Raw genomic sequence first — 24,624 nt, forward strand, 5'->3', positions numbered from 1 at the left:
CCTCTAGGAAAAATAATGTAGAGACATAGCCATACTACATCCCTACAATAATTCTAAAAGACGCATATTTAATTTTGGGAGATATTTAATTAACTCCTCGCAACTTGCGGGTATTATCAACTAAACTCTGTGCAAAACCATCAAACCTTTGAGAAAGCTTTTCATCCAACAATTTCCCTTCAGGACTAAAAGCGCCCCAAGCTTGACCAATGGCAATTTGCTCTGGTATCACCCAGCCGTGTACCCACCTGACAATCAACCTTAACTCATTTAATGCATTGCTATTAGACTGACCACCTAATACACTCAGCACTCCTGTCACCTTACCGGATAGTTCTTCAAAACTCATCAAATCCAGAGTATTTTTTAGAACACCGCTAACACCGCCATGATATTCTGGTGTAGCTAAAATTAAGCCATCGGCAGCACTAACGGTATCACGTAGCCGCTGAACATCTGGGTATTCTGGATACTCTTTTCCACCGTGGCAAAATGGCAAATGCATCTGTCGCAAATCTAAAATTTCTACCTCTGCACCCAAAGCTTCTACACGTTGTGCTGCTACTTGCAAAGCTAGCTGGGTGTAGGAGTCGGGTCTTAAACTACCACCAAGTCCAACAATTTTCACCATAATTCACCCATCAACTTAATAATTTGCTGCTACTACTCATAATACTTGAAAGGCGTACTCATTACGAGTATGTTTATTTAGATTATACGTTAGATATAAACGATTTATATCCTGTTAGTCAAATCAGATGCTCAATGAAAATTGGCTCCTTAGAGCTTTTTGTCAAGGAACAGTTAAATAAAGCTATAGGTCAATAAGCTGAATCTGTACCTGATTGACACCCCGCTCTATCTAGACTGGTAAATGGGAGAAACTGGGGAATAGCTTTGTGTAGAAGTTAAACTAGATTAGAAAATAGTGTTTTCCAGTTATGGCGATTTTTGCTAGAAGAATAGGCATAAATCCAGCGCTCAGCTGATGCCAAGCAGACAAAAGGTAATTATTATGAAAAATTTCGGAAAAAAGGCATTGATAAAACAGAAATCAGCCGCCCTGGCAGCGAGTTTACTGATATTGCCAGGTATTTTTGTGGGTACTCCAGCCTTGGCTCAAAGGCCAGAGCGCGAATCCCTATCCTACAGTGAATTGCTTGAGAAAACTGAGCAAGGGCAAGTTCAAAGAGTTGAGTTGGACGAAACTGAACAGATAGCCAACGTTTATCTCAAGGGACAAAAGCCAGATACACCGCCAATAAGAGTAGATATTTTAAATCAAAACCCTGAGTTAATTAACGCTCTGAGGGAACAAAACGTTGATTTTGGGCAGGTTTCCTCTGCCAATAGCAGAGTTGCAGTGGGTTTATTGATCAACCTGATGTGGATTTTACCACTGGTGGCTTTAATGTTACTGTTTCTGCGGCGCTCTACCAACGCTTCTAACCAAGCAATGAATTTTGGCAAATCTAGAGCGCGCTTTCAAATGGAGGCGAAAACAGGAGTTAAGTTTGACGATGTAGCTGGTGTAGAAGAAGCCAAAGAAGAACTAGGAGAGGTTGTTACTTTTTTGAAACAGCCAGAAAGATTTACGGCTGTAGGCGCCCGCATTCCCAAAGGTGTATTGTTAATCGGCCCTCCGGGAACTGGTAAAACTTTACTAGCAAAAGCGATCGCCGGGGAAGCAGGTGTTCCTTTCTTTAGTATTTCCGGTTCGGAATTTGTGGAAATGTTCGTGGGTGTAGGTGCATCCCGTGTGCGTGACTTGTTTAAGAAAGCCAAAGACAGTGCGCCATGCTTAATATTTATCGATGAAATCGATGCTGTAGGACGACAACGGGGTGCTGGTATCGGTGGTGGTAATGACGAGAGAGAGCAAACCCTCAACCAACTACTCACCGAAATGGATGGTTTTGAAGGTAATACAGGTATTATCATTATCGCTGCCACCAACCGCCCAGATGTACTAGATTCAGCGCTGCTCAGACCTGGACGCTTTGACCGACAAGTGATTGTTGATGCACCAGATCTCAAAGGGCGATTGGAAATATTGAAAGTCCACTCACGCAATAAGAAAATTGACCCCAGTGTATCTCTAGATGCGATCGCTCGACGCACTCCTGGTTTTACGGGCGCAGATTTAGCCAATTTGCTCAACGAAGCAGCGATTCTCACCGCCAGAAGACGCAAAGAAGCTATGACCATCCTAGAAGTTGATAACGCAGTGGATCGGGTCGTCGCTGGTATGGAAGGCACTGCTTTGGTAGATAGCAAAAATAAACGCCTGATTGCCTATCATGAAGTGGGACACGCCTTAATCGGCACATTAATAAAAGGTCATGACCCAGTACAGAAAGTTACACTCATCCCACGGGGTCAAGCATTAGGCTTAACTTGGTTTACTCCCAACGAAGAACAAGGATTAATTTCACGTTCTCAAATCATCGCTAGAATTACTGCCACTTTAGGTGGTCGTGCTGCTGAAGAAATTGTTTTCGGTAAGCCAGAAGTAACCACAGGTGCAGGGAATGATCTGCAACAAGTTACCGGAATGGCACGACAAATGGTAACAAGATTTGGGATGTCTGATTTAGGGCCCTTATCCCTAGAAAATCAGAGTAGCGAGGTCTTTTTGGGGCGTGATTGGATGAATAAATCAGACTATTCTGAAGAAATTGCTGCCAAAATTGATGCCAAAGTCCGAGAAATTATCAACGATTGCTACATAAAAGCAAAAGAACTGTTGCAAGAAAACCGCATAGTCTTTGAGCATTTAGTAGATTTGTTAACAGACCAGGAGACAATCGAGGGCGAACGATTCCGCGAAATTGTTGCTGAATATATTCAAGTCACAGATGAAACATTAGTTGTGTCTCATTAGGATGTGATGAGGGATGAGGGATAAGACTTTTTTTAATAGCAGAAAGTCTTTCCCTAGGACTTCCAGAGAATAAATTAGTCAATTTATTCAGGTGATATTTTTCTTTTCTTTTCCCCCCTGCCTCTTCTTCCCCAGTCCCTAAAAAAATCCCCTAGTACATCAGCTAGGGGATTGAGTGAATAATTCTCTAATTAGGATGTTATTGTTCAATTACCATAGCAAGATTTTCATTCGTATATGTGCCAATGTGGCAATAAAAAAAGGTTTCAACTAACTCGTTGCTTAGAAAACATTTCTCTAAGAACTAATGCCGGGTCTACATAATCATTGACATACCTGATCTCCCAATGAAGATGAGGGCCTGTAGTGCGTCCAGTCATCCCTACCCGTCCTATTCTGGCACCAGTAGGTATTTGTTGACCTTCCCAAATTTGAACGCCACCTGGACCATCAATCATATAAGAACGACCTGATGCAGCTTCAACGTGTCCTTCCATGTGACAATAAGTATGTTGCCATGGCCCTGATTTAATCACTATACGAGTGCCGCAGGCGTCGTGATCGCTCACTCTGACTACCGTACCTCCCCACCAATTGCGAATATAACTACCTTGTGGGGCGGCCAGGTCTAAGCCTCTGTGAAATTCCACATTAGAGCCACCAGTTGCAGAACGACGATAGCCAAAAGGTGATGTGTAAGCTTGAAAATTTTCTACAGGAAAAGAAGCATCTGACCAACTACCATTTCTCACCAATGTGTTTGATTGTGCTTCTATGGCTGTAACGGCTTCTGGGTGAGGCAATATAGCGATTAAACTGACAATACTCAATCCTATTATAAATAGAATGACTCGAGGAAATACTAATTTATGTAGCCATTTACCCATCGTAATTTTGCTTAAAAAATATTTACATTTTTAGTCAAACAGCATACGATATTAGGCTTTAAACTGTCAAATTTCGTTTCTGATATTTTGCGTATATAATGAATATCTTGTTTAAATTAATACGTTTGTTAAAAATCGGCACTCTATAAAATACAGGACTTTGGAGCATCTAATTATAGTAATGTACCGTATGAATCTATACTGAAAAATAAGTGAAAACAAAATTTCCTGGCTAAGGCTCACCAAAATAGAGTTGCTAAATAAACGAAATCCTCCTAAGTTTTATGCTTAAAATTGCTTAAAAGGTAAATTTCATAGATCAAAGTTGACCATTTGCAGGACGCCCCAAGCTATGCTGACTGAAATTTTTCCTTTCCGTTTTGAGTTAGACACCATCGCCATCGCTGGAGCAAGTGTATGGTCATTAGCGCTATATCTCGCCTTTTCTCCAGTCAGTGAATGGGTGATTGAGCAGCTAAATCGCTGGTTTAACTTTGCCGAGCGATCGCTTTACACCAGCCAGACAGAATTTGAAAAGACACGTAAAGCCAGAGAATCTCAAAATGCTTTTTACGCTGCACTGTTTAGCATCATACCGTTTCTTGTAGTTGGCTCTTTATGCAACTGGGGCGTAGAAATTAGCTTAGGGCGTAGCTGGGCAATCAGCGTCGGTATACTCGCCTGTATTAGTTCCGGTATTTATGAACTGGGACGCAGAGATGGACAGTCTTTGGATTAGGGACAAAATTTTGGCGTTGTGTATTTGCGACAGGAATTAAAGATAGATTTTTAGCCAATGGGAGCCACTGTATAGCAGAGGTTTCCTCCGTTGTCGCAACTTTCATCGGCTTTGCCGACTTATAGCCAGTGGCGTGGAAACCCCAAAACCGCGCTACCCTGTTTTTGCGCGAAAAAATTATCCTATTAATCAACGATGCCCCAAAACTCAAAAGATGGAAATGTTGATTGACAAGGTAGAAGTCCTTAACCCTTTAAGGCCTTTCTAAAATTACGCCGATATGATTTATTAGCAATAAATAAAGCTGGCCATAGCAACGATAAACCAAGGCGATTGGGTAAACTTTGACTAAAATTAGTCCGTTCAAACCCACTCCAAAACTTCCAAATACCACCTACATAAACCACAAGTAAACCAAAAACAATAAAATTAGTCATTCCCCTCAAATCCCTTAGTAACTATAACTGTGAGAATTTTAGTCAAGTCTAACCCCTACGATCTAACTCTGGCTCAACTGCCAATGTAAAGTATAAAATTCTTTTGATTTTTGACCTCCAAGGCAGCGTTACCAGCCTCATCACCTATTGCCACAATAAAACATAGGCACAAAAAAGACCAATTAAAAAACAAAATGTAAAAGGATTATTCTTTTTCTCCATATTACTTTTTCCTTGATCCTTGTTGCCTTAAAGCTTTGAGGAAATATCAATCAGTAGCCTGGAATACCAGAGTAAGTGGTGAAAGTGTTGTTAATATATCCCAGTATGGACTAATGCCCAGTTGTCTTTAAGCATAGCTTTGACCACGTGGCTCATACAAACCTCAGCGATTTTTCAATTGTCTCTGAACACATAGGTGAAAGTGATGAGTAAACTTGCTTATTTCTCAGCAGATGCTTCTTGTGGAAGTTACTCAAATATCAATATCCATAGGAGACTAAAGAAAGAAAATACAACTGACTCTCACAGGTACCAAAGCAGCCCATGCTGCAAATAGCTAAGGAGGATTTATGCGTGCAGTGCTGATGGCAGGCGGTTCGGGAACACGGCTGCGACCACTAACTTGTGATCTACCCAAACCGATGGTGCCCATCCTCAATCGACCAATAGCCGAACATATAATTAATCTACTTACACGACATCAAATTACAGAAGTCATTGCCACATTACATTATCTCCCAGATGTCCTGCGAGATTACTTTCAAGATGGCAGCGACTTTGGCGTCCAGATGACCTACGCCGTCGAAGAAGACCAACCACTAGGGACAGCGGGCTGTGTAAAAAACATTGCCGAACTCCTTGATGAAACATTTTTAGTCATTAGTGGCGATAGCATCACAGATTTTGACCTCACAGCAGCAATTGAATTTCACAAACAAAAACGCTCAAAAGCCACGCTAATTTTAACCAGAGTTCCTAACCCCATTGAATTTGGAGTGGTGATTACTGATGAGCAAGGACATATTAGCCGCTTTTTAGAAAAACCTTCCGCCAGTGAAATTTTTTCTGATACCGTCAACACTGGTACTTACATTCTCGAACCAGAAGTTTTAGAGTATCTGCCCTCTCATACTGAAAGCGACTTTTCCAAAGACTTATTTCCTTTACTGCTGGCTAAAGGTGAACCTATTTATGGTTACATTGCCCAGGGTTACTGGTGCGATGTCGGGCATTTAGATGCTTATAGGGAAGCTCAATATGACGCTTTAGATCGGAAAGTAAAACTTGACTTTGCTTATCAAGAAGTTTCCCCCAATTTATGGGTAGGACAAAATACTTTTATTGACTCCTCAGCCCATATTGAAACTCCAGCCGTGATTGGCGATAATTGCCGCATCGGTGCCAGAGTTCAAATTGAAGGGGGAACTATCATTGGCGATAATGTCACCATTGGTGCTGATGCGAATCTCAAGCGGCCAATTTTGTGGAATGGGTCAATTATTGGAGATGAAGCCCATTTGAGCGCCTGTGTGATTTCCCGTGGTACGCGTGTAGATCGTCGCGCGCATGTTTTAGAAGCGGCTGTGGTGGGTTCGCTTTCCACTATCGGCGAAGAAGCCCAAATTAGTCCCAATGTGCGGGTTTGGCCCAGCAAAAAAATTGAATCAGGTGCCATTCTCAACATTAACTTGATTTGGGGTAACACCGCCCAAAGAAATTTATTTGGGCAACGTGGTGTCCAAGGATTAGCTAATATTGACATTACCCCAGAATTTGCTGTGAAGTTGGGTGCCGCTTATGGTTCGACTTTGAAACCTGGTTCTAAAGTCACAGTTTCCCGTGACCAACGGAATATTTCGCGCATGGTCACTCGGTCATTAATTGCGGGTTTGATGTCAGTAGGTATTGATATTCAAAACCTCGATGCTACAGCTATTCCCATTGCCCGGACAGTGATCCCCACCATGTCGGTGGCTGGTGGTATTCATGTGCGAGTACACCCAGATCGCCCAGACTATATCCTGATTGAATTTATGGATGCCAAGGGGATTAACATTACCAAAGCCCTAGAAAAGAAAATCGAAGGGGCTTACTTTAAAGAAGATATGCGGCGATCGCAAATTCATGAAGTTGGCGATGTCTCTTATCCTAGTCAAGTCATGGAACGTTATTGTACGGCTTTTGAAAAGCTGTTAAACGTTGATACTCTCCGCAACAGTCGGGCAAAAGTGGTAATTGACTACGTTTATGCTGTGTCTGGGGCAGTTTTACCGCTGATGTTAGATAAGTTTGGGGCTGATGCGGTGGTACTGAATGCCAGTGTGAATAAGTCAGCGATGTCAGTTACTGATCGTGAAGGGCTGCTAACTCAACTAGGTCATGTAGTGGAGGCGTTGAAAGCTAACTTTGGTGTCCAAGTATCAGCCAATGGGGAACAACTAATTTTAGTTGATGAATCAGGCTTCGCCATTCGGGGGGAAATTTTAACAGCACTGATGGTGGATATGATATTAACATCCAACCCCAGAGGCACAGTAGTTGTCCCAGTTCATGCTTCCAGTGCAGTAGAACAAGTCGCCCGTCGTCATGATGGGAGAGTCATTCGTACCAAAGCCAATCCCACAGCCTTGATGGAAGCTTGTCAAAAAAATTCCAATGTTGTATTAGGAGGTAGTGGCGAGACTGGTTTTATTTTCCCACACCTGCATCCGGGATTTGACTCAATGTTCTGCATTGCCAAGCTAATTGAGATGCTAACCATTCAAGAGCGATCGCTAGCTACTGCGCGTTCAGAGTTGCCCCGGGTAATTCACAAATCTTACACAGTCCGTTGTCCTTGGACAGCTAAGGGGGCATTAATGCGTTACTTGGTGGAAACTCACCCAGCCCAAAACCTAGAATTAATTGATGGGGTGAAAATTTGCCAACCCTATGATGACAGTTGGCTGTTGGTTTTACCAGATGCCAGCGAGCCTTTAGTGCATTTGTATGCCAACAGTAACGATCGCTATTGGGTGGATGAAACTGTGAGAAACTACCGCACCCGTGTGCAAACGTTTGTGGAAAGACAACAAGAACATCAGCCGGCAGAAGTTTAATTTTCCTGTCGTACACCATCGACAACTGGCTTAACTTGGTCACGGGAGAAGGGATCAGTACCACCAACCCAGTTAAAATCACTAATGCGGATACTAAAACCGCCTAATTCCAGTACTGGGTTATAACGCAAAGTTAGACCATAGGTGCGACGGCTATATTCCAAAATATAGTCGGTGCTAGTTTCTCTGCCAGTGTCCAAGTTAATTGCTGTTTGCAAGCCTAGGCGAAATGGCCCATAAATTTGCTGTGAAATGCCAGCACTCAGCACTTTGTTATCCACAGAACGATCAAACAAAAATGGTGATAATCCGCTATTTAAGCCCTGGGAATAACTGACATTGAAAGCAGTGTAGTCTAAATAAGGTCGAGAAAAATGACCAAACTGTCCAATTAAGCCAACTGTGCCAGTAATGGTACTTTGATTCTCGCCGTTAGAGTAGTAACTTGTAGTACCTGTGAGGCTGGCAATTGTTTGTACGTAAGGTACTACAGGGTTGGGTGTATATCTTAATCCTTCAGTAGCTGTAGGTGGTAATGGCTGACCTTGCCATAGTAAAAACCCTCTACTGAGGGTAGCACTGCCTTGTAACCGTCCTAAAGAGATGCGATTGTTTGTGCGGTCTGGTTCTAGCAAGTCTAGGCGGTCAGTGTTGGCATTGATGTATTGGGCGCCTGCTTGATAGCGGAGGTTGACGCCACTGTCACCTACAGGAATGTTGGGGGAACTGACCAGACCACCAATACTACTTTGAACAGTTTGAAAACCTAAACTGTCATTAAAAAAGCGATCGCGGTAGCTATATTCTAAAGTCAATATGTGAGGATTCACATCGCTCAATTCCTGGCGCATTTGCAAGTTAGCCCGGAAATTATCCTCTATTGTGCTTAAATCCAAACTAGTTAATTCTCCAAAACCCTGGAGTGTCGTGCGGGGATTGAAAACAGAATTGACCCTAGCTGTCAAACCAAACAACGCGGGTAAATCCCCAGTACCTTCTTGCACCGCTTTTTGCACGAATAACTGAGGCGTGATCCGCAATTGTGTCTGTTCGTTATCTATGGGGCTAAATCCCCGTTCTACAAATAAACCACCCCGCCGATCACCATCAAAACCAGGAGAAACTATAAAGGGTGAGGTATCCCGTTCTAAACGGTCAATGGTTTGTCTATCTACGGGAATAGGTAACGATATCCTTTGGTCAAAGACTAAACGCTGTCCCTGTGTGGTGATGCTTTCCACTAGAGGTGACTCCCGAACAGAAGTTACTCTTGATGCTCGTAACTCTAATTCTGGTGGTGAAAAGGGGTCATTGGTGATTCGCACATCTTCTGCTTGCCAACCACGGGGATAAAACTCGATCCGTTGCGCTTCAAACCGTAGCCGCCTTACTTGGCCTCCGGCTGCTGGTGGCGGGAGATTGCTAGCTCCTTGACCACCTGTGGTAAAATCAATTCCCCCTGGGCTACTGACACCAGTTAGTGGCTGATTGCGTCTAATGCGATCGCTTAGTGGTTGGCGGGGTACTCCTCCGGCTGTGACATCATCTGGTGAAAAGGCTAAGTCTGTTTGCGCTGAGGGGACAAAAATTTCCCCACTGCCGTTTTCTAGTTCACCGCTGTCTTGAATAAAATTATAAGTAAAGCGTTGTCCTCGCAATACTTGATCTCCCCGTGTTAAGGCTACGTTGCCTTCTCCTACGGCGATTAAGTTGTCTAAATTTACTTGCAGGCGATCGGCATCCACCACTGCGCCATCAAATCTTACTACCACATTACCTTCAGCCGTGATAATTCGCCGTTGTTCGTCATACTCCTGCCTATCTGAGACGACTTCCACAATTCTTTCTCTGGCTGGCGACGTCGGTGCAGGCTTTTGTGCTTGTTGAGTGGGTGACTTAAATTCGATGGTGGAATTGCCAGATTTGAACTCTAGAGTATTTTGTACTGGTTGAGAACTAGGCACATAATCGGGATCTTCTACGCTCAGATTGATAGTTTCTGGAGACTGTTGTGCCGGACTATCATTTGCCTGGGCTGGTGGGGGCGCTGTTTGGGCTAAGATTTTCCCTGGGAATGTGGTGCTAGGTGTCTCCATCTGCCCCATAGAATAACCTACTGCCTGGGGTTGCCCCAAATTCGCGGCACTTTTAGAAACCGTGAGGGGAGAAAATTCCGCAGGGAAGGTTTCCGGGGTATTGGGTGTAGCTAAAGTTTGGGCAGATACTAAGTTATCCCTAACGGCGTTAAGGGGTGCTGACACATCCCAAAAATCTTCGGCATCCCCCGCAGGAGAAGTCTGGGAACTTTCTCGTGGTGATGGGAATGTTTCTTGATGGGCTTGGGTATGAGTAGTAACTTCTCCCACCGAGGGAAACTGGTTTTCACTGACAGATGGCAGAGAACTTACTGTTTGTACTGATTCAATAATGGGAACTGGTGTAGGCGGCAGAACTGGATGAAGCATATCTGGGCAAATCAAGCTAAAAAATAGCCAATTGATAGCCGGAAGGATGAATTACACCTTTCCCTTCCGACTTTTGCTGTCTGCCTACATGTAGTCAGCTGCCAAGAGAAGGAGTTTTGGTGTTTTCCGTCTTCCGGCAGTTGTGGATGATTTGTCGTAATCTTACTCTGAATCCCGGCGTCCGGGGTTACGAGCAGGATCATTAGACAAGAATCCGAAGACGAAGATAGCCACGAAGAAAGCAACAACAATATAAACAGCGATTTTTAAAGTCACCATAGAAATATCTCCAAAGGGTGTGAGAAAAAAGCTTCTCTCTCAGTATCTGCCATGCAGAAAAGATAGCTACTTTATATTACCGAAATCTCGACCCTTTTTGAGATGACTCTGATGAGAGTAAAGAACTACTTCGCAACAAGTTACTCAAGAGAATGCAGCAAAGTTGGCTATTATCCCTTGGTGTAGTTAGTCTGACTGGTGGATGCCCCTAAGTTGTTGTTGACTGGTTACTCTTGTGACGTTGACTTATAGCAGAAGTTTCTTCCCACTATTTTATTTCTCTACAGTCTGCCATCTCTCATCGCCAAACCGCAAGCCAGACTTTGCTGATTTTATGCCCTTATGAAGATGCTACCAAATTTTTAACTCGGCTTTTAATCACTCTCACAGGCGCACCTACGGCTATAGAGTAAGGAGGAATATCTTTATTAACCACTGATCCTGCACCAATAACACTGCCTTTACCAATAGTGACGCCATCTAATACGGTTACTCCATGACCTAGCCAACAGTCATCTTCAATGACAATTCCTTTACGAGTTACGCCTTGGTATCTTATGGGTGTTGTCGTGTCGGCAAATTTGTGGCTATTGGCATATATTCCCGTATGAGAGGCGATCATGCAGTGCTTGCCAATTTTGATGTCTCCAGGCCCGGCAATACAAACATGAGGGGCGATAAAGGTTTCGTCATCAATATATATGCAAGTATCGTCTAAACATCCAATATCAACGTAGCGCTCAATTGCTACGCCATTTCCCAAATAAAGTTTATTATTTTCATGTCCTTGAGCATCCATACGGACACCTTTAAAAATATATACGCTATTGCCCATCTCAATAGCATCAGTTCCCATAAATTCCACATCGTTTTGGATATAAATTGCGCTACCCATGCGCCCAAAAATTTGACGATATACTAGATTGCGTAGTTTTGGGCCTAAAAGAATTGTCGGCATATCACCTAAGCAAGTGGTGATAAATAATTCTTGGAATCGTTGCCATTTGGAAGAGTATCGCTTGTTATTCATGATTAAATAGCTCTCACATCAAGTTTTGTGGTCAGTCTTGGAGATGTAGGTGTTAAGAAGAGATTGTTTCTTCTGGTAGTGCCAATAAACCTGATATGTTTAAAGTGAGGAATTTGCTGTGCAATTACACAAGAATTTCCTCCATTTATTCAATAGTCTGTTAATCCGCTAAAAACTAATTGCTAGATTTTCATCAGTATGACATTTTAGTAATTTCCACACATGGTAGAAATTGATAAATAGAAAAGTTACTGAGCAATTGTAGTGACTGCAAAAATCATCATGCCAAAGTTAATTTATTAAATTAACTAAGAAAATATACAGGCAATAACTAAGGATTCACAGCACAAGAACTCAGAATATTAAATTGAATTATTGGGTGTTTAAGAGCCAAATTGACTTTATTTAGCGCATTTGCCCAAAGAATAAAAACAACTTTCATCTAGTTATTCACATTCGAGTTGTTTTTGATCAAGACAATTAATTTGGCTTTTCCAACACAATTACATTTTTTGTTGCAGGCGATAGTGCAAGTTTGGCAGATAAATTTTTCCACACAACTTATGGAAATGTAACTCTGCTGTAATTCATTAGTAGCTTTATTAATTAAGTAAATCAATTTTAGGGTGGAGTGTCACCCACTTCAGCCATCACATTAAAATTGAGCATCGGTGCAAACAAATAAGCGCTTCCACGACTACAATGACGACTTTCTTGCAACGAATTTCTAGAGTATACTGCGCTAATCATGTTGCAAACCGATGAATTACAGACAAAGAAAATCACAATTCCAAATTACATGCAAAATTTTTCGTGATAGTTGTTTTTAAGATTAGCATACTTTATTTCTCTTGGAACACTTTTAGGAAGTAAGTTTTTTGATTTTTGATTATCAATAATATTTTGAAATTAAATTAACATTATGGGTTACGTATTCATTAGCAAACCAATATTTTTATACCTATATAAAAAAATACATTTTACTTGAGGTTAATTGATTGGATTTATGACACATACTAAATAAATTACTGGTTACTACTCAAGCGATAATATAACTGACCTAATAATGCACAATTTGTAAATCACCCTATGAGATGAGCCAAATGGGTGATGCGCCCTTGATCCTATCCATTATAAATTGTGGACACATTATAGATATAACTGGTATCCAACATTAAATTTACACGGCAAAAGCTCATTCACACACTTGGTTAAAATTATGGTTTCCATTAAAGAAATTGTGCAGCAAGCTTTAACCTCTGGCTCTTTCAGTGTTATAGCTCAAGACCAGATAGAAATGTTACTACAAGATAGTTACGACTCGGATGACTTAGATGCATTTATCATCTTGCAGCGAGCTGTCGTAGCTGGTCATGTTAAACAAGAGTCAAACACGCCAAAAGCTTTGCTTTCATCTTATAGTAAAGATTCACCATCTAATATTAAACTAGCTTATCAATTAGCAGCAGAGATGGCTTTTGCAGCAGCGGTCGCTTTAAGTATACCTCAAAATTCTCATACCAGTTTATTCTAGGCGCATAATCATTATATTAATACATCATAATTTGTCAATTTGCTGTGTCAATCGGCAGACTACATTTGTGTGTTTGCAGAGAAACAATTAGACGCACTATATCTCCAAATAGCTCAAAATATAGCAATAATTAATACTTTATTTCAGTAATTTTTTACTCTGGCGATCGCTGATGACAAAATTAACTCATTTCTCGCCCTAACAAAAGCTGTTATGGTTGATCTTACAAGGGAAATTTGTAACAAAAATGACAATTGATCCAGAGGATATTTGTCAAATATCGAGTGAGATTAATATTTTCTTCCGGAAAAAAGGGTGAATGAGAATTTATTTATATTTATTTAAGTATTTGTGATGGGACAATAATTAAATTTTACTATACTAAGTAAATACTTGAGGGAAGCGCATAGACTTAGAAATGCCCTTGGTGTAAACTTTAGCAGCGATGGTAAGAATAATTTTCCATGCTTAACAAAGTCATCGCAATTTTACAAAAGCGGTAGCAAGAATTGGCAACATTGGGTAAAGACAGTAATAAAGACAATTAAGCATCACCAAATTAAACCTGGAGTTTTAGTAACCTATGCAGCCAATTCGTACATTTAACGTTTCACCTTCATTACCGCAGCGACTCGAACCACTGCGGCGATTAGCATATAACTTGCACTGGGATTGGAACGTTGAGTCTAAGGATTTATTTCGGCGCTTAGATACCGACCTGTGGGAGTCTAGCCGTCACAACCCAGTGTTAATGCTGGGAACAATCAGTCAGGCGCGACTTTTAGAAGTGGTCGAAGATGAAGGCTTTCTGGCGCAAATGGATCGAGCTAACCGCCAGTTAAAAGATTATTTACAAGAACGCACCTGGTATCAGAAACAACGTAGCCACAAGCCGAAAGAATGCTACGCCTATTTTTCGGCTGAATTTGGCCTGGTAGATTGTTTACCCGTCTATTCTGGTGGCTTGGGTGTTCTGGCTGGGGATCACCTGAAATCTGCTAGTGATTTGGGGTTACCTCTGGTGGGTGTCGGTTTGCTGTATCAGCAAGGATATTTTGCTCAGTATCTCAATGCCGATGGTTGGCAGCAAGAACGCTACCCCATCAACGATTTTTATAATATGCCTCTGCACCTAGAGCGCAATCCTGATGGTTCAGAACTGAGGATTGCAGTAGATTATCCAGGACGCCAGGTTTATGCCAGAGTTTGGCGCGTACAGGTGGGAACAGTTCCACTGTATATGTTAGACACCAACATCGAACCCAATAACCCTTACGACCACGACATCACCGACCAGCTGTATGGTGGTGATATCGATATGCGAATCCACCAGGAAATTATGCTGGGGATCGGTGGCGTGCAGATGTTGAAAGCCTTGGGTTATAACGTCACCGCTTACCATATGAATGAAGGTCATGCAGGATTTTCCGCTTTAGAGCGTATCCGCATCCTGATTCAAGAAGAAGGCTTGAATTATACCCAAGCCAAACAGGTGGTGGCTTCCAGCAATATCTTTACCACCCACACCCCAGTCCCAGCGGGAATTGATTTGTTTTCTCCTGACAAAGTGATGCACTACCTGGGGTACTATGCAGAAATCTTTGACTTACCCAAGGAGCAATTTTTAGGACTGGGAAGGGAAAATACTGGTGATTTATCTGCACCTTTTAGTATGGCGGTGTTGGCCTTGAAGATGGCAACATTTTCTAATGGTGTGGCTCAGTTGCACGGTGTAGTGTCACGGCAAATGTTCCAGGGTTTATGGAAAAAGGTACCAGTAGAAGAAGTACCCATTGCTGCCATTACCAATGGTGTTCACGCCCGGAGTTGCGTAGCGAAATCAACTCAAGAGTTATACGATCGCTACTTAGGGCCCAATTGGTCATCATCACCACCAGATAGCCCGTTATGGGAGCGCATGGATGCGATCCCCGACGAAGAGTTGTGGCGCAATCACGAACGCTGCCGCTTAGACATGATTTTATATGTCCGGGATCATTTAGTGAAGCATTTACGCGATCGCGGTGCTTCCGCTTCAGAAATTGGCCAAGCCCAAGAAGTTCTTGATCCCCACGTTTTAACTATTGGTTTTGCCCGGCGTTTTGCTACCTACAAACGCGCTACTCTTTGGATGCGCGATTTGGAACGCATCAAGCGGATTTTGCTAGGCAACAAAAACCGGAAAGTGCAATTTGTGATTGCTGGTAAGGCTCACCCCAAGGATATCCCCGGTAAAGAACTCATCCGCGACATCAATCACTTTATCCGCGAACACCACTTAGAAAAACAGGTAGTATTTGTTCCCAACTACGACATTCATATCGCTCGGTTGATGGTAGCTGGTTGTGATATTTGGTTAAACACACCCCGTCGTCCACGGGAAGCCTCCGGAACCAGTGGAATGAAAGCCGCCATGAATGGATTGCCCAATTTAAGTGTTTTAGATGGCTGGTGGGATGAAGCTGATTATGTCCGCACCGGTTGGGCCATTGGACATGGTGAAAATTACGATGATCCCAATTACCAAGACGAAATAGAAGCTAACGCTCTGTATGAGTTGTTAGAGAAAGAGGTTGTACCTTTGTTTTATGATCATCAAGATAATGATGGTTTACCGAGGGCATGGGTAGCCAAAATGAAAGATGCAATTCGCTTGAATTGTCCTTTCTTTAATACAGCCCGGATGGTAGGAGAATATGCCCAACGAGCTTATTTCCCAGCAAGCGATCGCTATCATATCCTGACTACCGATAACTATGCTCCAGCTAAGGAATTAGCCCATTGGAAGGAAAAACTGAGCGACCACTGGTTTAACATCAAAATCAAAGACATCGATATATCGGCAGATGCAGATATTGAAGTTAATCAAACCGTTGCCGTTAAAGCTAAGGTTGATTTAGCAACTTTGAGAAATGATGATGTGCGGGTGGAGTTATATCAAGGTGCCATTGACGCTAACGGTGATATTGTCCATGCTGTGCCGGTAGTCATGGATTACCAAGGACAGGATACACAAGGGTTAAGTATTTACACCTCTAACATCACCTACACAGCCTCTGGTTTACAAGGTTTGTCTTTGCGTGTGTTACCGCAGCATCAACACTTGTCTAGTCCTTATGAGCCGAGGTTGATTGCTTGGGCAGAATAATTGTGAGGGAGTAGGGAGTAGGGTATGGAAAATATTTTCATTACTCACCACTCTCCCTTTTTTCTGGGATGACGATGTAACCAGTGGTGCGATCGCCTAGTACTAAGTTACGTTGTTCACCCCAGTACCACCAATGGGCGGCTACATAAGCACAAATCAGGCTATCTAGTTTGTCTTCGGTTGCTTTGAGGGCTGCGCCTGTACTGGGGATTTCGGAAGATAGCGAACTACAGAGGCGCAGAGGAGGTTCTAAGGTGGGGAGAATTTCTACTATGAAATTGTAGAGTTTAATTAATTCTAAGCGACGCTCACTGAGGCGTCCTTTTTTATATTTGAGGATGCGTTCTAAGTTGAATAAATTTACTATTGCGGGATGGGGAAAAACTTCTATTTGATATCTGCCAAGTTTTTGGGGATCAATTTCGGGTGCGTGGGCAAATCCACGACGTTCTAATTCTAAACCAAAGTTGATGGTACGTTCTGCAAAAGGTAGGTTTTGATTAGCTGGGTAACATCCGGCGTGATATTTACCAAAGTATTTGTGTGTTAGTTTGTCGGGAAGACGACTACCTGTAGCGTTGGGGATCAAGGTGGGTGCATCTACGCCAATGATGGCTGGTTCGTCTGGTTGTACCTTTTGCTCAATCCAAGTGAGGATATCTGCAATAAATTCTTGGCGGTCTAAATCTAGTATTTGCAGTTTTCCTGCGATTAGTTCTAAGCAGCATAAACCGCTTGGTTGTGATTTCCAGCCTAAATCAATGCCGATAAATTTCATGATTGTTAAATGTAAAAAATATGAGTTAAGATATTGATTAATATATTAATCATTTAAATTTAGATAATTGTAAGTTTACTATATTACAAGATATTTAATGCGTGTTATTAGCAAAAGAATACTTCGGGAATTTTGGAAAAAACATTCGCAAGCAGAGTCAGCACTTATACTATGGTATCAGCGTATATCCGATTCTGATTTTCAAAAGTTTAATGATGTGCGAAAGATTTTTCCCTCAGCAGATTTAGTCGGCAACTTCACAGTATTTAATATTAAAGCTAATCATTATCGACTCATAACATATATCGATTACGAGTATCAATTATTATTTGTTCGGGCTGTACTCACCCACGCTGAATAAGATCAGGAGAATTGGAAAAATGACGAGTGGTTTAAAAACTCCTAGTACCTACTATATAGAGCTAATTACTACGTTTCCCCCACGACCCATTACTAATGATGATGAGTTAGTTGCTACCCAAGAGCGAATCAATTATTTATTAGATCAAGGAAATTTTACACAAGATGATAAAGACTATTTAAAAGTTCTTGCTACTCTTGTTTATGACTATGAACAAAGCTATGAATTAATACCTACTCTTAAGGGAATAGAACTTCTCAAAGCATTACTGGAAAAATCTAATTTGCAACCCAAAGATTTAGCTACTCTTTTAGAAAGTGAATTAACCGTTTTAAATATTCTCAATGGAACCCGCCAATTAACGGAAATTGAAATTCAAAAATTAGCAACTTTTTTTCAAATTTCACCTACTTACTTTGTTAAGTAATTGTTTTTAGCCAAACCCTAAATATTAATATTTAAAAACACCTATTATTGATGAAAGGTTCCTAACATATCAGCTAATATTTCTTCCATTCACGGAATCAGTGCTTTACTTTACATAGCTTGGTTTTTTCAAGTCGTTTTACTTACTAAGTTTTATTGCATTAACTTGTAAAAATTATACATAAGTAGGATGGCGTAAATAATTAAAGGTTTGTAGTGAGTTAGCGCGATCTTGCGGGTCTCCCCCATGAGCGACTAACGTTCGCGTCAGCGTGCCGGAGGCATCACTCGAAGAGTGAGGACTTTAGTCCTCAAATAAGGGCTAGAGCCGCTGACTACGAAATGAATTTTAATTATTTTACATTGCTTAACATAGTTTGATTTTTTCTCGCCGACTTACTTATACCAGTTCAAGACAGGGAACAGAAAGAAATTAGCAATTAGCGTATATCTCTAACTTGACTTTAAGGAGAAAAGCAATAAGCTCTAATGTGACACATCGTCCGTAGACTGATAGTCCATAGACATTGACAATCGGCACATGAATGAGTCGAAACAAAAAATTCTTTGTGCTTTAGGTTCTCTAGTCAGGCAATACAGAATAGAACAGGGGATTTCACAAGAAGAGTTAGGACTACGCGCTAACTTAGACAGAACATACATATCCGGCGTGGAACGTGGAGTCAGAAACCCTTCCCTAACTGCTCTGGTAAGTCTTGCTCATGGCTTAGGAATTAGTGTTTCGATTCTTCTCAAGCACCTAGAAATAGAAGCAGATAAAATACAGTGAACAACAAAGAAAATTTAGGTGAAACAATTAGGAGTCAATTTAAACAAGGCTCAACCCAATTGAAAGTCTTTAATTTGTTGTCAGATCAAAAATGGCATTGTCGTCGACATGAAACAAAGGAAATTGGATCTGATCAGTATGCAGGTGGGGGTGGTATTCAAGGATTACAACGTGGAAACAAGCAGCGACCTGGACTTATTATCGAAACTGAAAGTAAATTATGATTAATGGCAATATCATTTAAATAAGGAATAAGTGCATAACCAATACACTCGGCTAAACGTGGTGGGACTGCATTACCAATTTGCCACATAGCTTTTTTCATAGTTCCTTCAAAAATAAATGAATCGGGAAATGTCTGTAATCTTGCCATTTCTCGTGCTGAAATTACCCGGTTTAAATATGGGTGAATATGAGTACCACCATGATTTTCTTTCACAGTCATACTCGGTTTACCAGTATATTGCCGTTTGAACGCATCTACAAATTTTTTATATAAGGAACCACCAGGGGGAACTTGAGCCAGACGTTCCATATATTCCGGTGAATGTTTAGTCCACTCATGATTAATCTCCGGGATAAGAGTGTATTCTGGTAAGTCAGAAATGGCTGACTCAATAGGTTTATATTCTTCAATGTTTAATTGAGATTTAGGATAAGGATTTGGCATTCCAAATCTATTAGCTATAAAAATAGCTCTTGGTCGAATTTGTGGTACTCCATAAGCAGCAGATTCGAGAATTGCTACAGAAACATGAGGATAACCAATAGACTTAAAAGCTTCAATAATTGCTGTTTTCACACTCCCTTTTTGAATTGTCAAAATGCCTGGTACATTTTCCATCACTACATACCAAGGGCGGATTTCTGAAACTACACGTACAAATTCATAAAATAACCTATTGCGCGGATCTTTTGGGTCACGCTTTCCTGCTACTGAAAATCCCTGACATGGTGGACCACCAACAACAACATTTACTTCAGGTGAGCCAATTTGTTGCAGCCAATCTTGGGCAGAAAATTGTTCAATATCTCCACAAAAGTGATGACATTGGGGGAAATTTTTTTTGTGAGTAGCAGAAGCAATTGGGCTAATTTCTACACTAGCTAATGGTGTGAATCCAGATTGTGATAACCCTTGTGTGATTCCCCCTGCACCACAAAATAGATCCACAAACGTATATTTAGATAATAAATTTTGTGGAGAAGTAATATCAATAAATTGCTTATATGGATCAGAGTTATCTTGATCTAGTTCGCGCTGAATACGCTGATAACGTCCTAACTTTGGCTGCTTTTGCTTTTTGATAGGATTACCCTCATCCTCATGTGGAAAAAGATCAAGTTGTGTTCCTTGCATTGGATGCTTGATATTAAGGTCTGGCTAAGTGTGACAGATTGTCTACAATAGATCAAGGATACCTCATCGCCAAAACAAGAGGCTAGACCAGTAAAAAATATCTATTCTTATCAGCTTACTGTCCAAAATACTTTAGATAGAAATCATCACTTAAGATCCAGTTGCCCAGGAAAGTGTCAAAATTGAATGAGTTTTGTAATCGCCACTTTATAGAGGGCGGATTTGAGATAAATTAAGTTGAAATTTATGGGCAAGCAGCGTATTCTTTCTGGAGTTCAACCAACGGGTAATTACCATCTGGGTAACTACTTAGGAGCCATTCGCAACTGGGTAGAAGGTCAGAGTGAATACGAAAATTACCTGTTCGTGGCTGATTTGCACGCGATTACGGTACCACATGACCCCAAACAGTTAGCATCTGATACTTATACATTGGTGGCGCTGTATCTAGCTTGTGGTCTGGATTTAAATCACTCCACTATTTTTGTGCAATCTCACGTCTCTGCCCACAGTGAACTTACTTGGTTGCTTAACTGCATCACACCTTTAAACTGGTTGGAAGACATGATCCAGTTTAAGGAAAAGGCTGTCAAGCAAGGTGAAAATGTCAGTGCAGGTTTGTTAGACTACCCTGTGCTGATGGCTGCTGATATTTTGCTGTATCAAGCTGATAAAGTGCCAGTAGGTGAAGACCAAAAGCAACATTTGGAATTGACAAGAGATATTGCAGCGCGGTTAAATCACCAATTTGGTAAGCCAGACCAGCCTGTACTCAAGTTACCAGACCCTTTAATTCGCAAGGAAGGGGCAAGGGTGATGAGTTTGGCGGATGGTACACGCAAAATGTCTAAGTCTGATCCTTCTGATTTAAGTAGGATTAATTTATTAGATCCACCAGATCAGATTCAATATAAAATTAAACGCTGTAAAACCGATCCGGTTCGGGGTTTGACTTTTGATGATCCAGAGCGTCCAGAGTGTAATAACTTGTTAACGCTGTATATGTTGCTATCTGGGAAGAACAAAGAAGCCGTAGCCGCAGAATGTCAGGATATGGGCTGGGGACAATTTAAACCATTATTGACAGAAACAACAATTAATGCTTTAAGACCCATCCAAGAAAAATATCAGGCAATTATGGAGGATCAAGCTTATTTAGAGTCTGTATTACGTGATGGACGAAAAAAAGCTGAGGCGATCGCTAACCAAACTTTAGCACAGGTCAAAACTGCCTTGGGTTATTCTCTACCCCTATAAGGTTTGCACTTTTAGGCGTAATTCGTTATAGCCTTTAAAGAAACCGAAATAATAATGTTATGCAGGATACCCAAAGTTCCACAGTTTTAAATTCATTTCGTCATGCTGTACAAGGTGGTGAATTTTTAGTTACTGCTGAAGTAGCACCCCCGAAAGGGGGAAATCCAGCCCACATGCTATCAATGGCGGCGACCCTTAAGGGGAGGGTTCATGCCGTCAATATTACCGATGGTAGCCGCGCAGTTTTGCGGATGTCTTCGTTAGCAGCGTCAGTCATTTTGTTACAACACGGTATTGAACCAATTTGTCAGGTTGCTTGCCGCGATCGCAATAAAATTGGTTTACAAGCTGATTTAATGGGGGCCCATGCTTTGGGTATCCGCAACATTTTGGCTTTGACTGGCGACCCTGTAAAAGCAGGCGATCATCCTGATGCTAAAGGCGTGTTTGATTTAGAAGCTGTGCGACTGTTGCAACTAATTGGGAAAATGAATCAAGGTGTTGATTGTCATGAAAAGCCCTTAACCGATGGTGCAACAGATTTATTTACAGGTGCAGCTGTAGATCCCCAATGTGCCAGTTGGTCAAGTTTGCAAAGTCGCTTTGAACGTAAAATTGCCGCCGGAGCGCAGTTTTTTCAAAGTCAATTAATTACTGATTTTGAAAAGCTAGAAAAGTTTATGGACAACATAGCGTCTGTTCATCAAAAACCAATTTTGGCTGGAATTTTTCTGTTGAAATCGGCAAAGAATGCCCAGTTTATTAATAGATGCGTTCCGGGAGTAAATATTCCCCAGCATATTATTGATAGGTTGGCACAAGCCAAAGACCCACTAGAAGAGGGCGTAAAAATTGCGGCAGAACAAGTGCAAATTGCGCGGCAGTTGTGTCAAGGTGTTCACATGATGGCCGTAAAGCGGGAAGATGTGATTCCACAAATTTTGGATTTAGCCAAAGTTGTACCAGTTAATCATGTAGTAGCCAAGTAGATAGGCAGTAGGCTATGCCCCGCCATAACTGAGGAAATGCGTAGGCATAGCCAGCCTGAGGCATAGACTAACAATACACCGAGCGTATCCTTGGCTACCCTTGAGAGTACTGTCAGTTCAGACGTTATCTGCTAAAGTAAAAGTTGTATTTACACCAATTCTATCCAAAAATAGATATTTCTTGGTAACAAAAGTACATATTATTCTCATTAGTGATACTAGTGATCAATCTTTCCCAAAAGCGTTAGTTACTGAAAGTAGGGCATCGTTTGCAAGCAAAAGAGATTAAGGATCAGCTAAAAGACCTCATCGAGCAAGCCTCCTCGATAGATCCCAACTTGGCGAAAAAATTGCGCGAGATTAATCGTTGGGTAAAAAATATCAAGCCCGGTTCTCTGACTGCTAAACCATTTGTCCTAGCATTTCTTTTAGAAGTAATTACAGATTCTACCATTTGGCTGATTATTCAATCATCACCTTCGGTAGAAGCACAAAATGCCAAATTTGAGCAAATGACGCCTAATGAAAGATACTGGTATGGCTATCTTTTTCCCAGATGGATAAATGCCACCGATGCCAAATTTTATATTTGGAAACAAAAACTCATGGCAGGAGAATTTAATCAGTTAGATGATGATATTATTAAAGCTATAGCTCACAATATTGTTCAGCGTGAAGGTAGTGTTTGGCATCGTTACATCGCCGACCTTTCTATGGCCACAGATTTAATTATCAGTAGTCATCAGCAAAAACCCTTATGTATTCAAGTTACCAGTGTTTCGGAAGAGTTTAATCATCAAAAGTATCATTATTGGCAAAATACACTGCATTCATGGGAAATAGAGAGAGGATTATTTTTAAGTTACAATCCCAAAGATGTCAATTTCATCAAGCAGTTAGTTAATATAGCACTGTATAACAGTGACTATCTTTCAGGTGGCAAGTATTTGAAGTTTTCCTGACGCTCTTAACGGTGCAATAATTGAAGATTTGTGTTTGGCCTTACATACTTATCAGCGCATCACAGCTTTTATGGCTAACCGACAAGAAACTCATAGTTACAGAAATCCCGTGGAAGAATTTTCGCAAGTTTTAACAACTGCCCGAAGAATGCAGCATGACTGGCTAACATACGGTGTAGATTATGTCCATTTTTATGTTGAAGATGCAAATAGTGATTGGCTAGAAACATGGGGACATGATGAAATTTTAGGTAATAGGGTATTAGATGTTATTAAAGAATTTTTAGTCAGTGATGATGATGTAGCTGTCAGTGTCAGGCAGTATTTAGGAGAGCGATCGCTTTTTGATTTTGCAGTCAATTTAGCAGAATGTTGGAGAATTGCCACAGGAAATGACAGGTTATCTATAGTCAGAAATCTGTTAGCTGGTGATGACGATCATGTTGATCTAAATAATGCAGAGTTATTGAATTTAGCAGATAGTCTGTTAGTGAAATTAGCAGATATTTCTGAGTGTTAAAATAAAAAACCCCTACCGTGTATACACAAATCATCTGATCCGTGAAGCGATTGTGTGGGTCAGCTGTAATCAAAATTGGTAATATAATTGACGAAGAGTATACCCAACTTCTCAGTACAGTGTTAGGCTGAAGTACTCAAATATCAATAATTACCGATTTTGTAAATTTTAAAGCCATGTCTAAGCTAATACTAACGACCTTATTCACCACAGCACTGCTGTTGACATCTGCTAATCACCCTAGTGTGACATTAGCTGGAACCTGCGCTTCTCAATGTGGGCTGCGTCCCATGCAGTTTACACCAGGACAACGCGTTCGAGTCCAAGTAGTAAATCGCACTCCTCGCGTGATTCAATTACAAAAACTTGCCGCCACTGATCCAATTGCCTTGCAACCCGGACAGGAATTAACATTGGAACATGGACATGGGACAACGCCAAATTTATCGCTAATTTTCTGGGATGACACTGGTTTGTCGGTACAGGCGAATGTCTCCAAGCCCAACTTTGGCACATTGCAAGTAGAATTTCGTCCTACGTGGAGTTTTCCAGGCGATCGCTCTATTTATATTCTTAACGATGGTCGTGTAGATGTGTTGTAACGGCTAGCAAAAATGTTATGAGTTAGGAATGTGGATTTAATAAAATACAGAACCTCACCCCCAACCCCTCTCCTT

General features: G+C 41.3%; 21 protein-coding genes. 13 read left to right on the forward strand and 8 right to left on the reverse strand.

What is annotated here, in order from left to right; translation table 11 throughout:
• Positions 1-85: 85 nt before the first annotated feature.
• Positions 86-631: an NADPH-dependent FMN reductase gene (locus ACM0OS_RS05465; RefSeq protein ID WP_414542149.1), complete on the reverse strand. Its 546-nt coding sequence runs from the start codon at positions 629-631 to the stop codon at positions 86-88.
• A 384-nt stretch (positions 632-1,015) separates the two neighbouring features.
• On the opposite strand from ACM0OS_RS05465, the gene ftsH reads away from it, so the two are divergent.
• Positions 1,016-2,884, forward strand: coding sequence for an ATP-dependent zinc metalloprotease FtsH (gene ftsH / locus ACM0OS_RS05470; protein ID WP_414542150.1), 1,869 nt, complete (start codon positions 1,016-1,018; stop codon positions 2,882-2,884).
• 266 nt (positions 2,885-3,150) lie between these two features.
• On the opposite strand, the gene ACM0OS_RS05475 is transcribed toward ftsH, so the two are convergent.
• Positions 3,151-3,771 (reverse strand): M23 family metallopeptidase, encoded by a 621-nt coding sequence (locus tag ACM0OS_RS05475; RefSeq protein ID WP_414542151.1) that lies wholly within the window; start codon positions 3,769-3,771, stop codon positions 3,151-3,153.
• Between the two features lie 352 nt (positions 3,772-4,123).
• On the opposite strand from ACM0OS_RS05475, the gene ACM0OS_RS05480 reads away from it, so the two are divergent.
• Entirely contained in the window at positions 4,124-4,510 is a 387-nt protein-coding gene (locus ACM0OS_RS05480; RefSeq protein ID WP_414542152.1) for a hypothetical protein, read from the forward strand.
• 245 nt (positions 4,511-4,755) lie between these two features.
• On the opposite strand, the gene ACM0OS_RS05485 is transcribed toward ACM0OS_RS05480, so the two are convergent.
• Positions 4,756-4,947 carry a hypothetical protein gene (locus ACM0OS_RS05485; RefSeq protein ID WP_414542153.1) on the reverse strand — a complete coding sequence of 64 codons (192 nt, stop codon included), beginning with the start codon at positions 4,945-4,947 and terminating at the stop codon, positions 4,756-4,758.
• Between the two features lie 572 nt (positions 4,948-5,519).
• Here ACM0OS_RS05485 and ACM0OS_RS05490 point away from each other — a divergent pair.
• On the forward strand, positions 5,520-8,048 hold the full coding sequence (locus ACM0OS_RS05490; RefSeq protein WP_414542154.1) for a sugar phosphate nucleotidyltransferase: 2,529 nt from the start codon (positions 5,520-5,522) through the stop codon (positions 8,046-8,048).
• Here ACM0OS_RS05490 and ACM0OS_RS05495 read toward each other — a convergent pair.
• The 3 genes from ACM0OS_RS05495 to ACM0OS_RS05505 all read right to left on the reverse strand — a co-directional run bounded on the left by ACM0OS_RS05495 (position 8,045) and on the right by ACM0OS_RS05505 (position 11,822).
• Entirely contained in the window at positions 8,045-10,513 is a 2,469-nt protein-coding gene (locus ACM0OS_RS05495; protein WP_414542155.1) for a DUF3769 domain-containing protein, read from the reverse strand. The genes ACM0OS_RS05490 and ACM0OS_RS05495 overlap by 4 nt on opposite strands.
• Positions 10,514-10,675: 162 nt before the next feature.
• The gene (locus ACM0OS_RS05500) at positions 10,676-10,792 is read right to left on the reverse strand and encodes a photosystem II reaction center protein I (protein ID WP_280652617.1); all 117 of its coding nucleotides are present in this window, start codon (positions 10,790-10,792) and stop codon (positions 10,676-10,678) included.
• 340 nt (positions 10,793-11,132) lie between these two features.
• Positions 11,133-11,822, reverse strand: coding sequence for an acyltransferase (locus ACM0OS_RS05505; RefSeq protein ID WP_414542156.1), 690 nt, complete (start codon positions 11,820-11,822; stop codon positions 11,133-11,135).
• 1,219 nt (positions 11,823-13,041) lie between these two features.
• Here ACM0OS_RS05505 and ACM0OS_RS05510 point away from each other — a divergent pair.
• Together ACM0OS_RS05510 and glgP are read left to right on the forward strand one after the other, a co-directional pair.
• Positions 13,042-13,356, forward strand: coding sequence for a hypothetical protein (locus tag ACM0OS_RS05510; protein ID WP_414542157.1), 315 nt, complete (start codon positions 13,042-13,044; stop codon positions 13,354-13,356).
• Positions 13,357-13,939: 583 nt separating this feature from the next.
• Positions 13,940-16,504 carry an alpha-glucan family phosphorylase gene (gene glgP, locus ACM0OS_RS05515; RefSeq protein WP_414542158.1) on the forward strand — a complete coding sequence of 855 codons (2,565 nt, stop codon included), beginning with the start codon at positions 13,940-13,942 and terminating at the stop codon, positions 16,502-16,504.
• Between the two features lie 40 nt (positions 16,505-16,544).
• On the opposite strand, the gene ACM0OS_RS05520 is transcribed toward glgP, so the two are convergent.
• Positions 16,545-17,282 carry a DUF429 domain-containing protein gene (locus tag ACM0OS_RS05520; RefSeq protein WP_414542159.1) on the reverse strand — a complete coding sequence of 246 codons (738 nt, stop codon included), beginning with the start codon at positions 17,280-17,282 and terminating at the stop codon, positions 16,545-16,547.
• Between the two features lie 97 nt (positions 17,283-17,379).
• Here ACM0OS_RS05520 and ACM0OS_RS05525 point away from each other — a divergent pair, with 97 nt between their 5' ends.
• The 3 genes from ACM0OS_RS05525 to ACM0OS_RS05535 all read left to right on the forward strand — a co-directional run bounded on the left by ACM0OS_RS05525 (position 17,380) and on the right by ACM0OS_RS05535 (position 18,859).
• Positions 17,380-17,643, forward strand: a complete 264-nt coding sequence (locus ACM0OS_RS05525; RefSeq protein ID WP_414542160.1) for a type II toxin-antitoxin system HigB family toxin — start codon at positions 17,380-17,382, stop codon at positions 17,641-17,643.
• 19 nt (positions 17,644-17,662) lie between these two features.
• Positions 17,663-18,070: a helix-turn-helix domain-containing protein gene (locus ACM0OS_RS05530; protein ID WP_414542161.1), complete on the forward strand. Its 408-nt coding sequence runs from the start codon at positions 17,663-17,665 to the stop codon at positions 18,068-18,070.
• 540 nt (positions 18,071-18,610) lie between these two features.
• Complete coding sequence (locus ACM0OS_RS05535; protein WP_414542162.1) at positions 18,611-18,859, forward strand: helix-turn-helix domain-containing protein; 249 nt, start codon at positions 18,611-18,613, stop codon at positions 18,857-18,859.
• 157 nt (positions 18,860-19,016) lie between these two features.
• Here the strand turns inward: ACM0OS_RS05535 and ACM0OS_RS05540 are convergent, their stop codons facing one another.
• Complete coding sequence (locus ACM0OS_RS05540; RefSeq protein WP_414542163.1) at positions 19,017-20,219, reverse strand: DNA cytosine methyltransferase; 1,203 nt, start codon at positions 20,217-20,219, stop codon at positions 19,017-19,019.
• 246 nt (positions 20,220-20,465) lie between these two features.
• Between ACM0OS_RS05540 and trpS the strand changes: the two genes are divergently transcribed.
• From trpS to ACM0OS_RS05565, 5 genes are all read left to right on the forward strand, one after another.
• Positions 20,466-21,476: a tryptophan--tRNA ligase gene (gene trpS, locus ACM0OS_RS05545; RefSeq protein WP_414542164.1), complete on the forward strand. Its 1,011-nt coding sequence runs from the start codon at positions 20,466-20,468 to the stop codon at positions 21,474-21,476.
• A 59-nt stretch (positions 21,477-21,535) separates the two neighbouring features.
• On the forward strand, positions 21,536-22,465 hold the full coding sequence (locus ACM0OS_RS05550; protein ID WP_414542165.1) for a methylenetetrahydrofolate reductase: 930 nt from the start codon (positions 21,536-21,538) through the stop codon (positions 22,463-22,465).
• A 269-nt stretch (positions 22,466-22,734) separates the two neighbouring features.
• On the forward strand, positions 22,735-23,427 hold the full coding sequence (locus tag ACM0OS_RS05555) for a hypothetical protein (RefSeq protein ID WP_414542166.1): 693 nt from the start codon (positions 22,735-22,737) through the stop codon (positions 23,425-23,427).
• A 70-nt stretch (positions 23,428-23,497) separates the two neighbouring features.
• Positions 23,498-23,947: a hypothetical protein gene (locus tag ACM0OS_RS05560; RefSeq protein WP_414542172.1), complete on the forward strand. Its 450-nt coding sequence runs from the start codon at positions 23,498-23,500 to the stop codon at positions 23,945-23,947.
• Positions 23,948-24,123: 176 nt separating this feature from the next.
• The gene (locus tag ACM0OS_RS05565; RefSeq protein WP_414542167.1) at positions 24,124-24,549 is read left to right on the forward strand and encodes a hypothetical protein; all 426 of its coding nucleotides are present in this window, start codon (positions 24,124-24,126) and stop codon (positions 24,547-24,549) included.
• The last annotated feature ends 75 nt before the right edge of the window (positions 24,550-24,624 follow it).

The organism is Nostoc sp. CCY0012 (assembly GCF_963920855.1).
Lineage (GTDB): Bacteria > Cyanobacteriota > Cyanobacteriia > Cyanobacteriales > Nostocaceae > Cyanocohniella.

Excerpts from the sequence above, each read along its gene's own strand:
- ACM0OS_RS05500 (WP_280652617.1), bottom strand. The coding sequence starts at position 10,792 with ATGGTGACTTTAAAAATCGCTGTTTATATTGTTGTTGCTTTCTTCGTG.
- ACM0OS_RS05540 (WP_414542163.1), bottom strand. The coding sequence starts at position 20,219 with ATGCAAGGAACACAACTTGATCTTTTTCCACATGAGGATGAGGGTAAT.
- ACM0OS_RS05520 (WP_414542159.1), bottom strand. The coding sequence starts at position 17,282 with ATGAAATTTATCGGCATTGATTTAGGCTGGAAATCACAACCAAGCGGT.
- ACM0OS_RS05490 (WP_414542154.1), top strand. The coding sequence starts at position 5,520 with ATGCGTGCAGTGCTGATGGCAGGCGGTTCGGGAACACGGCTGCGACCA.
- ACM0OS_RS05505 (WP_414542156.1), bottom strand. The coding sequence starts at position 11,822 with ATGAATAACAAGCGATACTCTTCCAAATGGCAACGATTCCAAGAATTA.
- glgP (WP_414542158.1), top strand. The coding sequence starts at position 13,940 with ATGCAGCCAATTCGTACATTTAACGTTTCACCTTCATTACCGCAGCGA.
- ACM0OS_RS05525 (WP_414542160.1), top strand. The coding sequence starts at position 17,380 with ATGCGTGTTATTAGCAAAAGAATACTTCGGGAATTTTGGAAAAAACAT.
- ACM0OS_RS05475 (WP_414542151.1), bottom strand. The coding sequence starts at position 3,771 with ATGGGTAAATGGCTACATAAATTAGTATTTCCTCGAGTCATTCTATTT.
- trpS (WP_414542164.1), top strand. The coding sequence starts at position 20,466 with ATGGGCAAGCAGCGTATTCTTTCTGGAGTTCAACCAACGGGTAATTAC.
- ACM0OS_RS05510 (WP_414542157.1), top strand. The coding sequence starts at position 13,042 with ATGGTTTCCATTAAAGAAATTGTGCAGCAAGCTTTAACCTCTGGCTCT.
- ACM0OS_RS05530 (WP_414542161.1), top strand. The coding sequence starts at position 17,663 with ATGACGAGTGGTTTAAAAACTCCTAGTACCTACTATATAGAGCTAATT.
- ACM0OS_RS05480 (WP_414542152.1), top strand. The coding sequence starts at position 4,124 with ATGCTGACTGAAATTTTTCCTTTCCGTTTTGAGTTAGACACCATCGCC.
- ACM0OS_RS05495 (WP_414542155.1), bottom strand. The coding sequence starts at position 10,513 with ATGCTTCATCCAGTTCTGCCGCCTACACCAGTTCCCATTATTGAATCA.
- ACM0OS_RS05485 (WP_414542153.1), bottom strand. The coding sequence starts at position 4,947 with ATGACTAATTTTATTGTTTTTGGTTTACTTGTGGTTTATGTAGGTGGT.
- ACM0OS_RS05465 (WP_414542149.1), bottom strand. The coding sequence starts at position 631 with ATGGTGAAAATTGTTGGACTTGGTGGTAGTTTAAGACCCGACTCCTAC.
- ACM0OS_RS05550 (WP_414542165.1), top strand. The coding sequence starts at position 21,536 with ATGCAGGATACCCAAAGTTCCACAGTTTTAAATTCATTTCGTCATGCT.
- ftsH (WP_414542150.1), top strand. The coding sequence starts at position 1,016 with ATGAAAAATTTCGGAAAAAAGGCATTGATAAAACAGAAATCAGCCGCC.
- ACM0OS_RS05560 (WP_414542172.1), top strand. The coding sequence starts at position 23,498 with ATGGCTAACCGACAAGAAACTCATAGTTACAGAAATCCCGTGGAAGAA.
- ACM0OS_RS05565 (WP_414542167.1), top strand. The coding sequence starts at position 24,124 with ATGTCTAAGCTAATACTAACGACCTTATTCACCACAGCACTGCTGTTG.
- ACM0OS_RS05535 (WP_414542162.1), top strand. The coding sequence starts at position 18,611 with ATGAATGAGTCGAAACAAAAAATTCTTTGTGCTTTAGGTTCTCTAGTC.